Source organism: Sinomonas sp. (genome assembly GCF_036848755.1).
Lineage (GTDB): Bacteria > Actinomycetota > Actinomycetes > Actinomycetales > Micrococcaceae > Sinomonas.
On the sequence record NZ_DAIUJO010000134.1, the window covers coordinates 1 to 8840 of the forward strand.

The 8840-nt window shown below is 70.0% G+C and carries 12 protein-coding genes; 9 read left to right on the forward strand and 3 right to left on the reverse strand.

The window, feature by feature from the left end:
- The 3 genes from V7053_RS16350 to V7053_RS16360 all read right to left on the reverse strand — a co-directional run.
- Window positions 1-199: hypothetical protein (locus V7053_RS16350; protein WP_334173333.1), on the reverse strand; the 199-nt coding region annotated here is incomplete at its 3' end.
- Window positions 200-268: 69 nt separating this feature from the next.
- The gene (locus tag V7053_RS16355; RefSeq protein WP_334173334.1) at window positions 269-760 is read right to left on the reverse strand and encodes an alpha/beta fold hydrolase; all 492 of its coding nucleotides are present in this window, start codon (window positions 758-760) and stop codon (window positions 269-271) included.
- A 4-nt stretch (window positions 761-764) separates the two neighbouring features.
- Entirely contained in the window at window positions 765-995 is a 231-nt protein-coding gene (locus tag V7053_RS16360) for a hypothetical protein (protein ID WP_334173335.1), read from the reverse strand.
- Between the two features lie 90 nt (window positions 996-1085).
- Between V7053_RS16360 and V7053_RS16365 the strand changes: the two genes are divergently transcribed.
- The 9 genes from V7053_RS16365 to V7053_RS16405 all read left to right on the forward strand — a co-directional run.
- Entirely contained in the window at window positions 1086-2003 is a 918-nt protein-coding gene (locus V7053_RS16365; RefSeq protein ID WP_334173336.1) for a flagellar motor switch protein FliM, read from the forward strand.
- Window positions 2000-2692 (forward strand): flagellar motor switch protein FliN, encoded by a 693-nt coding sequence (gene fliN / locus V7053_RS16370; protein ID WP_334173337.1) that lies wholly within the window; start codon window positions 2000-2002, stop codon window positions 2690-2692. Before V7053_RS16365 ends, fliN begins: the two co-directional genes overlap by 4 nt.
- The gene (fliO, locus tag V7053_RS16375) at window positions 2693-3160 is read left to right on the forward strand and encodes a flagellar biosynthetic protein FliO (protein ID WP_334173338.1); all 468 of its coding nucleotides are present in this window, start codon (window positions 2693-2695) and stop codon (window positions 3158-3160) included. It begins immediately after the preceding gene.
- A 17-nt stretch (window positions 3161-3177) separates the two neighbouring features.
- The gene (gene fliP / locus V7053_RS16380) at window positions 3178-4035 is read left to right on the forward strand and encodes a flagellar type III secretion system pore protein FliP (RefSeq protein ID WP_334173344.1); all 858 of its coding nucleotides are present in this window, start codon (window positions 3178-3180) and stop codon (window positions 4033-4035) included.
- A gap of 2 nt (window positions 4036-4037) precedes the next feature.
- Entirely contained in the window at window positions 4038-4313 is a 276-nt protein-coding gene (fliQ, locus tag V7053_RS16385; protein ID WP_334173339.1) for a flagellar biosynthesis protein FliQ, read from the forward strand.
- Window positions 4314-4329: 16 nt separating this feature from the next.
- Entirely contained in the window at window positions 4330-5088 is a 759-nt protein-coding gene (locus V7053_RS16390) for a flagellar biosynthetic protein FliR (protein WP_334173340.1), read from the forward strand.
- Window positions 5088-6203 carry an EscU/YscU/HrcU family type III secretion system export apparatus switch protein gene (locus tag V7053_RS16395; RefSeq protein WP_334173341.1) on the forward strand — a complete coding sequence of 372 codons (1116 nt, stop codon included), beginning with the start codon at window positions 5088-5090 and terminating at the stop codon, window positions 6201-6203. Before V7053_RS16390 ends, V7053_RS16395 begins: the two co-directional genes overlap by 1 nt.
- A complete protein-coding gene (locus V7053_RS16400) occupies window positions 6200-8251 on the forward strand; it encodes a flagellar biosynthesis protein FlhA (protein ID WP_334173342.1) in 2052 nt (683 codons plus the stop codon). The genes V7053_RS16395 and V7053_RS16400 overlap by 4 nt, the downstream gene beginning before the upstream one ends.
- A gap of 19 nt (window positions 8252-8270) precedes the next feature.
- On the forward strand, window positions 8271-8840 hold a 570-nt coding region (locus tag V7053_RS16405; protein ID WP_334173343.1), incomplete at its 3' end, for a hypothetical protein.

Sequence of the window (8840 nt, forward strand, 5' to 3'; positions counted from 1 at the left end):
AACGGTGCGGGCCCTCATCCCGGAGGCCCTCAAGGCTCTGGCCGGGCAGAAGTAGGCTTACCGGGCCAGAAAGGGCGTTCACCCGCGCAAGGAATTCACGCTGCCGGGGCAGCGGGAAGAACATGTGGCCGCCGTCGAAGACCTCGAATTCGGACCCCGCAATTCCTGCCTGCAGCCGCTCGGCGCGATTCACCGGCATGGTTGGGTCGCGTCGAGCGTGCATGATGAGCGTCGGGACGTGGACGCGTGATAGCTGGGCGGTCCCGTCCTAGCCGGTGGCGGCTTGGCGTTGCCGAAGGTGCGCGTACGGGGGCTGTGGGGCGAGCCTTCTCAGGCCCCGGAGCCCGATGAGGAGGCCAACGAGCCGCATCGGCAGGGACATTCTGAGGTGACCGGTGCCCGCTGCGGACGTGCTCACGAGGACGAGCTTGCGCACCCGCGCGGGGTGGTCTGCGGCAATTTCCAGCGCGATCCGGCCGCCCATTGAGATCCCGACGATGTCGGTCTGCTCGATCCCCAGCGCACCCATGAGGCCGAGCGCGTCGAGTGCCATCATCTGGATGGAGTAGGGGATATCAGGCTTGTCGCTCCGCCCGGAGCCGCGGTTGTCGAAGGCGATGACCCCGTGGGCGGCCAGCCCCGCCACCAACTCCCTGTGCAGGGGGACCGACGCGCCCAGCGCGCCGATGAGGAGGAGCGGGAAGCCGCTCCCGTGAACCTCGTAGTAGAGGGCTACGCCTCGTACGTGGGCTATGGGCACGCCTTCATCGCTCTTTCGGCACCGGCTCGAGCCACGACCACGCGCCGCAGTTCGGGCACCGAGTGAATTTGCTCCCCATCCTGTGGGGCGCCACCGTTGCGGCCAGCGGGCTCAACGGAATCGTCGCGTCGCATCTTGTGCAGTGATAGTCGTACCGGCTCGTTGCCCTGCGCTGAATGACGTAGGAGACGGCGAGCCCGAGAACGACGACGGCGAGCGGCACGAGCAGATGCACGTGACCAGTGTATGGGTGCCCCGGCTGTGCGCAGCCTCAGCGACTCGGCAGGCACTTACCGCCCGGCGGTCCCTGCCGATAGTCGGCACCGTGACCGTGCAGGACCGCGAAGCAACCGCCCCGAGAATTGTCGAGGCCTACGACTTCCGGCGTCCCACGACCCTTGCCCGCGAGCACAGCCGCATCCTCGAGGCCGGCTTCGAGAGCTTCTCGCGGCAATGGGGCACGCAGCTGACGGCAAAGGTCCGCGCCAAATCCACGGTCACCGTGGAATCGGTCGTCATGCAGACCTACGACGAATATGTCGCGACGCTGCCGGCGACGACGTCGATGGTGCTCTGCGCCGTCGAGGGCACTGCAGCCAAGGCGGTCCTCCAGTTCCCGACGCCGGCCGCGCTCGGCTGGGTGGCGCGCATGCTCGGGGGCCACAGCGACAAGACAGGCCTCGAGCGCAAGTTCACCCCGCTCGAATACGCCCTCATCAAGAGCCTCGTCGACGAAGGCCTCGAAGTCCTCGCCTATTCGCTAGGCGGTCTGCTTCCGCCGACCTCCCGGGTTGAGGCGATCCAGTACAACTCGCAGTTCGCGCAGGCCGCCGCGACCACGGACCTCATGATCGTCGTGGCCTTCACGGTCCTGGTCGGCGACTCGACGGCCGCCGTCACCCTCGCGATCCCCGCCGACGCCCTCCTTCCGCAGCTCGGCGCGGTCAACCCGATGGCGAGCAGCGCGAACGCCCACGAGCTCGTCGGCGACCAGATCGCCGAGGTGCCGATCGAGGTCGCCGTCCGGCTCGAGCCCGCCGCGGTCACTCCGGCCCAGGTGCTCAACCTTTCAGTCGGGGACACGCTTGCCCTCCCGCATCCCGAGCACCACCCGTTCCACGTCGCAGTCGGCGGAAAGAACCTCGCACAGGCGATGGTCGTGCGGAAAGGCTCCCGGGTTGCCGCCCGCATCGTCCCGTCGACGAGAACCGCGCCCGCATCCACTGAGGAGAAGCACCGTTGAGCAGTCTGGCCCTCCACGCCGCCGCCGCAGATCGTCTCGCCGCCTCGCTCCCGGTTCCCGGGCTCGCGGTCACCGGCACGGTAGCCGCCGGCCTAGCGGCCGCGCACGCGGCGCACGCGATCTCGGCGTCGTTCGTGGGCGCGCTCACGGCGGACTTCGCGCTCGCCCTGGCCGCCACCGACTTTGTCGCGGAGGCCGGCGGGGGGCCCGGGGCGCAGACGACGGCGGTGCTGCGGCCCGCGTTCGAACGAGCCGCGGAGGCGCTGCAGGGAGGTGTGCTCTCGGAGCTGTCCGAGGGTGACGCGACGGGACTCTTCGCGGATCCGGAGACCGCGGTGTACGAGATCTCCGACGGGGCAGCGCCGTTCGGATGGTTCGCGGTCCGCGTGCACGACGACGGCGCCGAGGCCTCGGCTCCCGCCGACACGTCCGCCTTCGTGTCCCGGCTCGGCCGGATCCACGACGTCGAGATGGCGCTCACCGTGGAGATCGGCCGCACGCGGATGAGCATCCGGGACGCGCTCTCCATGGAGCCCGGCAAGGTCATCGAGCTCGACCGCTCCGCGGGAGCGCCCGTGGACGTGCTGCTCAACGGGCGGAAGATCGCACTCGGGGAGGTCGTCGTCGTCGACCAGGACTACGGAGTGCGCATCACGCGCATCCTCGACGTCGCCGAGGCGCCCCGCTGAATGGACTCCCTCATCCTGGGCCTACGGGTCCTCGTCTCGCTCGGCGCCGTGCTGGGGCTCATGTGGCTCCTGCACCGGCGCCTTCGCCGTGGAAGCGGCCCAGCGAAGGCGAAGGCGCTCACGGTCGTGTCGCGTCAGACCGTGGGGCCCAAGGCGTCCGTTGTCCTGGTGGACACAGACGGGAGGCGATTCCTGCTCGGGGTCACCGAGCACGGCATCAGTGTGCTGCACAGCGGCGAGAGTCCCGCGCCGGAACCCCTCGTCATCACGGAGTCGGCCGCGCCGCTCACGCGCCGCGCGGCACTTCGAGGCTCGCGGCACGAAGTCGGCGGCGGCGCCTTCGACCGCGAGCTGCGGCGCCAGCTCGGCGCGGGAAGTGCCCCAGTGCAGCCGCTCGCGGGCTCTGCCCTCGACCCGGCGACATGGCGGACGGCCCTCGCCGTGTTCCGCTCCGGTCGCAGGCCGTGAGGCACAGCGGCCTCGCCATGAGGGCCGGCCGGACCGCCGTCGTCGTCCTCCTGGCGGCGGTGACGGTCTACGCCGTGCTGCTCCTTGCCTCCTCTGCGGGCCACGCGGCGGTCCCGCATGCCCCGCTCAGCCCCACCGACCCCGTGGGGCCCACAGCACCGACCGCGCCGGCAACGCCGTCGCCCGCCCCCACCGCAACGGGAACGGGAACGCTCAACCTCCAGATCAACGCGCCGGACAACGGGCCGTCGTCGGCCGTCGTCACGCTCATCGGGATCACGCTGCTCTCGGTCGCCCCGGCGCTCCTGCTCATGATGACCTCGTTCACGAAGATCTTCGTGGTGCTGGCCATGACCCGGAACGCGCTCGGGCTGCAGTCCGTCCCTCCCAACCAGGTGATTGCGGGCCTCGCGCTCTTCCTCTCGCTGTTCATCATGTGGCCTGTGGTGAGCGACATCAACACGCACGCCGTCCAGCCGTACCTCAACGGGCACCTCGACTTCGCGGGCGCGTTCAACGCCGCGACCGGGCCGCTGTCGAAGTTCATGCTCGCGCACACGCGGCAGGAGGACATCGCGCTCATGACGCGCGCGGCCGGCCAGCCCAACCCGGCATCGCCCTCCGCCACCCCGCTCCAGACGCTCATCCCCGCGTTCATGATCTCGGAGCTCCGAGCGGCGTTCATCATCGGCTTTGTCATCTTCGTGCCGTTCCTCATCATCGACCTCGTCGTCTCCGCCGCGCTCATGTCGATGGGCATGATGATGCTCCCGCCGGTCATGATCTCGCTGCCGTTCAAGATCCTGCTCTTCGTCCTCGTGGATGGCTGGGACCTCATCATCACGTCGCTCATCCAGAGCTATCAGGGAGGCTGAGCGTGAACACCGCCGCGGTCCTCGACATCTGCCTCCAGGCGCTCATCGCCGCCGCCAAGCTCGCCGCGCCCGTGCTGGTGACGAGCCTCGTCGTGGGGCTCGCGATCTCGCTCGTCCAATCGATCACCCAGCTCCAGGAGGCCACGCTCTCGTTCGTGCCCAAGGCCGTCGCGGTCGCCATCGCCCTCGTGGTGTGCGGGCAGTGGATGATCTCCGAGATGGTCAGCTTCACGAACGACCTGTTCGCCCGGATCCCGTCCCTCCTCCATTCCCCGTGACACGGGAAGCGACGCGATGAACATCCCCATCGACCAGGCCTGGATCGAGGCGGTCGTCCTCGCCGCCGTCCGCATGACCGCGTTCCTCTTCATCGCGCCGCCGTTCTCCCACAACGCGTTCCCGGCACAGATCAAGGCGATGCTCGGCGTCGGCCTCGGGCTCGCCGTCGCGGCCCGCGCGCACGCCGGGTACGGGGCCCGGGACACGGCCGGCTTCGTCACCGGGCTCGTGCTCGAGCTCGTCACCGGCCTTGCGCTCGGCTTCCTCGTGTACCTCGTGTTCGCGGCCATCCAGTCGGCGGGCTCGCTGATCGACCTCGGGGGCGGCTTCCAGATGGCGCAGGGGTACGACCCCCAGAGCCTCGTCAACGGCGCCCAGTTCACTCGGCTGCTCCAGATGGCCGCGCTCGCGCTCCTCTTCTCCTCGGACGGCTACCAGCTCGTACTCGGCGGCCTCACCGGCTCCTTCTCCGCGCTTCCGCTCGCGGGCGGCCTCGACCTCTCCCACCCGGTGCAGGCAATGACCGCCGCCGCCACCGGGATGTTCGTCTCCGCCCTCCAGATCGCGGGGCCGCTCATGGTCGTCCTGTTCCTCGCGGACCTAGGCCTGGGCCTGCTCACGCGGGTCGCACCCGCCCTCAACGCGTTCCAGATGGGGTTCCCGCTCAAGGTCCTCATCACCCTGAGCCTTGCGGGCATCCTGTTCCTCGGGCTCCCGAGCATCGTCTCTTCCCTGGTCCAGCAGGCCGTGAACACGGTCCTGGGGGTCGGCTGATGGCCGACGCCCAGCAGCGCACCGAGAAGGCCACCGACAAGCGGCTCCGCGAGGTCCGGTCCAAGGGCCAGCTCTCGCGCTCGCAGGACCTGACAGCGTGGCTCGCCGTCGGCGCGGGCGGCGTCATGCTGCCGTCCACGATCGACGCGGCCTCGAAGGCCGGGACAGCGCAGCTGTTCACGGTCGCGTCGGTCATTTCGAGCCCGGACCCGGGCAAAGCCCAGCAGGCGCTCGCGGACGGTCTCGGCTCGATGGCCGCGACGCTCGGGCCGCTCGTGGCCGTCGTCTTCCTCGCCGTGCTCCTCGGTTCCGCCGGCCAAGGCGGCGTCCACCCGAAGCGCCTCGCGCCGTCGTTCGAGCACTTCAACGTCGCGGCGGGGCTCAGGCGAATGTTCGGCATGCAGGCGCTCTGGGGCGGAGTCAAGGCTCTCGCGAAGACCGTCGTCGTCGGGTTGGTGCTGTGGACGGTCGTGCAGGGGCTCCTCCCTGTGCTCATGTCGGCGGGCGGCCTGCCGATCTCAGGGGTCCTTGCCGCCGCGAACGGGGGCGCGGCGTCGCTCATCCGATTCGCCGTCGCAGCCGGGCTTGCGCTCGCCGCGGCGGACGTGATCGTCGTCGTCCGCCGGAACCGCACCAAGACCCGCATGACCAAGCGCGAGGTCAAGGACGAGAACAAGAACAGCGAGGGCGATCCGCTCATCCGGTCCCAGCGCCGCTCGCGCCAGCTCGCGATGTCCCGCAACCGCATGATTGCCGCCGTCGCCGGGGCCGACGTCGTCCTCGTCAACCCCACGCATGTGGCCGTTGCGCTCAAGTACGAGCCGGGGAAGTCGGCCCCGCGGATCGTCGCCAAGGGCGCAGGCACCGTTGCCGCGCGGATCCGGGAGGAGGCCGAGAAGGAGCGGGTCCCGATGGTGCGGGACGTTCCGCTCGCACGCGCCCTGCACTCCGCCTGCGACCTCGGCCAGGAGATCCCCGTCGAGTTCTACACCGCCGTCGCGGGGGTGCTCGCGTTCGTCATGTCGCTCAAGGCGCGCGGCGCGTCGGCCGGCGGCCTCCACGTCATCCCGTCTCAAGCCGCCCGGCCGCCCAGGCTGAAAGGAACGCAAGCGTGAACCGAAACCTCGCCCGACTCGCCGTCCCGGTCGGCATCGTGGGCATTGTGCTGCTCCTCGTCGTGCCCGTCCCGGCGCCGCTGCTCGATGTCCTGATCGTGTGCAACGTGCTGCTCGCGCTCGTGATCCTGCTGACGAGCATGTTCGTGAAGAAGCCGCTCGACTTCTCGGTCTTCCCCTCGCTCCTGCTCGTCGCGACACTGTTCCGACTCGGCCTCAACGTGGCCTCGACGCGGCTCGTGCTGGGCCAGGGCTACGCCGGTCAGGTGATCGAGGCGTTCGGCAAGGTCACGGTGGGCGGCTCGCTCATCATCGGCGCGGTCGTGTTCGTGATCCTCGTCGTCATCCAGTTCGTCGTCGTGACGAAGGGAGCCGAGCGCGTGGCCGAGGTGGGGGCGCGCTTCACCCTCGACGCGATGCCCGGCAAGCAGATGGCGATCGACGCCGACCTCAACGCAGGGCTCATCACGGACGTGGTCGCCCGGCAGCGCCGCGCCGAGGTTTCCGCGGAGGCGGACTTCTACGGTGCGATGGACGGCGCGTCGAAGTTCGTCAAGGGCGACGCGATTGCCGGCATCGTCATCATCATCGTCAATATCGTGGGCGGCCTCGGGGTGGGCATGCTGCAGCGCGGCCTCTCGATCACCGATGCGCTCAACACGTACAGCCTCCTCACGATGGGCGACGGCCTGGTCTCCCAGATCCCCGCGCTGCTCATGGCCGTGTCGACGGGCATGATCGTCACGCGTTCGAACGCCGAGGCGGATCTCGGCCAGGCCGCGTCGACCCAGCTTTCGCAGTCCAGGACCGCCCTCCTCATCGCTGGCCTCGCCGCCGTCGTCATGGCGCTCATGCCGGGGATGCCGCCCCTCCCGTTTCTGGGAGTGGGGACAGCGCTCATCATCGCCTCCCGGCGCATACGGCCGTCCCAGGACGGAGAGGGTGCTGCCGCCCTCGCCGGCGGGGCGGCTGGCTCCGAGGCCGAACAGGACCCGACGCAACGACTCATGGAGGAGATGCGCGTGCATCCCCTCGAGATCCTGCTGGCGACCGACCTCGTGGACCTCGTCGGCGGCTCGGCCGACGATCTCCTCGCTCGCGTCAAGTCGCTGCGCCACAAGATCGCGATGGATCTCGGCGTCGTGATCCCGCCGGTGCGGACCCGTGACTCGGTCGAACTCCCGCCCTCGACCTACGCGATCCGGATCGCGGGCGTCGAGGCGGGGCGCGGGACCGCGCCGTCGGGCAAGCTCCTCGCCCTCGGCGACTTCCTCGACGCCTTGCCGGGCGCGGCCGTCGTCGAACCCGTCTTCGGGCTGGCGGGCAAATGGATCCCGGCCGAGATGCGGCACAGCGCCGAGCTCACCGGCGCCACAGTGATCGACCGCGTGAGCGTGCTCATCACCCACCTCTCCTCGATCGTGACGGCCAACGCGGCCCGCCTGCTCTCGCGTGAGGACGTCAGGGTGCTCACGGAGGGCGTCAAGGCCACGAGCCCGGCCGCCGTCGAGGAGCTCACGCCCGGCCTGCTCTCCCTGGCCGAGATCCATCGCGTGCTCCAAGGCCTCCTGGCCGAACAGGTGCCGATCAACGATCTCACGCGGATCTACGAGGCGCTCACGCTCCGGGCCAAGGCCTCCACCGACGCGGAGGGGCTCATCGAATGCGCCAGACTCGCGATCGGGCCGGCCCTCGTGCAGCGGCTCATGGACGGGGACCGGCTCACGGTCATCACCATCGAGCCGGTCCTCGAGCAGAGCCTCGTCCAGGATCTCCGGCCAGCCGAGGGGGGAACCCAGCTCGTGATGGAGCAGGCGAAGCTCGACGCGATCATGACGTCCCTCAGCTCGGCCGTCGCTGCCGCGGAGTCCGCGGGGAAGGCTCCGGCCCTCGTGTGCGCGCCGATGCTGCGGCCTGCCCTCCGGAAGCTCGTTCCGCTGCCGCCCTCGGGGGTTCCCGTGCTCTCGTACGCCGAGGTCACCTCCACGTCCGTGAACATCGAGACGATCGGGGTGGTGCGGCTTGGCGCCGCAACAGTATCTGCTTAGGGGGTCGAGCCTCGAGGACGTGGCCCGTCAGGCCGTTGAGCTGTACGGCCGGGAGGCCCGGATCGTGAGCGCAGACAGGGTCCTGGATGGTGGCCTCGGAGGACTGCTGGGCCGGCGTCATGTCGAGGCGACGGTGGTGGTCCCCGAGGCCGCGGCGACAATCCTGCCCCCCGTGGAACCCGCGCTTCCGCACGCCTTGGGCGCCAGAGCCGGGATCGCGGCGCTGCTCGACGACGCCGATGCCTTCGAGGACAGGCTGCACAGTGCCGCGGCCCGCCCCGCAGGTTCGCCGCCCGTCTCCACGGAGGCCGCGGACTTCGACGCGCTCCTTGAGCGGTTGCGCAGCGAGATGGACGCACCTGAGGAACGGGTCCCGGTGCTGCTCGACGGTCCGGGAGACCTCGTGCTCGTCATCGGACCAGGCGACACGCCGTTCAGCGTCGTGCGATCGATGGCCGCTGGGCGGTCTGAAGCGTATTCGCCCGTGAGCGCGGGGGGCCCGCCCGGCGAGCAGTCCGTGCCGGAGGGGCCGCATCTCGCGGACTTCCGCGACGCGACCGCCGCTCGGGCCCACGGGGTCGAGTCGGCC

Coding starts and splice junctions, on each gene's coding strand:
- fliO (WP_334173338.1), top strand. CDS start 2,693: ATGGACTCCCTCATCCTGGGCCTACGGGTCCTCGTCTCGCTCGGCGCC.
- fliP (WP_334173344.1), top strand. CDS start 3,178: ATGAGGGCCGGCCGGACCGCCGTCGTCGTCCTCCTGGCGGCGGTGACG.
- V7053_RS16390 (WP_334173340.1), top strand. CDS start 4,330: ATGAACATCCCCATCGACCAGGCCTGGATCGAGGCGGTCGTCCTCGCC.
- V7053_RS16395 (WP_334173341.1), top strand. CDS start 5,088: ATGGCCGACGCCCAGCAGCGCACCGAGAAGGCCACCGACAAGCGGCTC.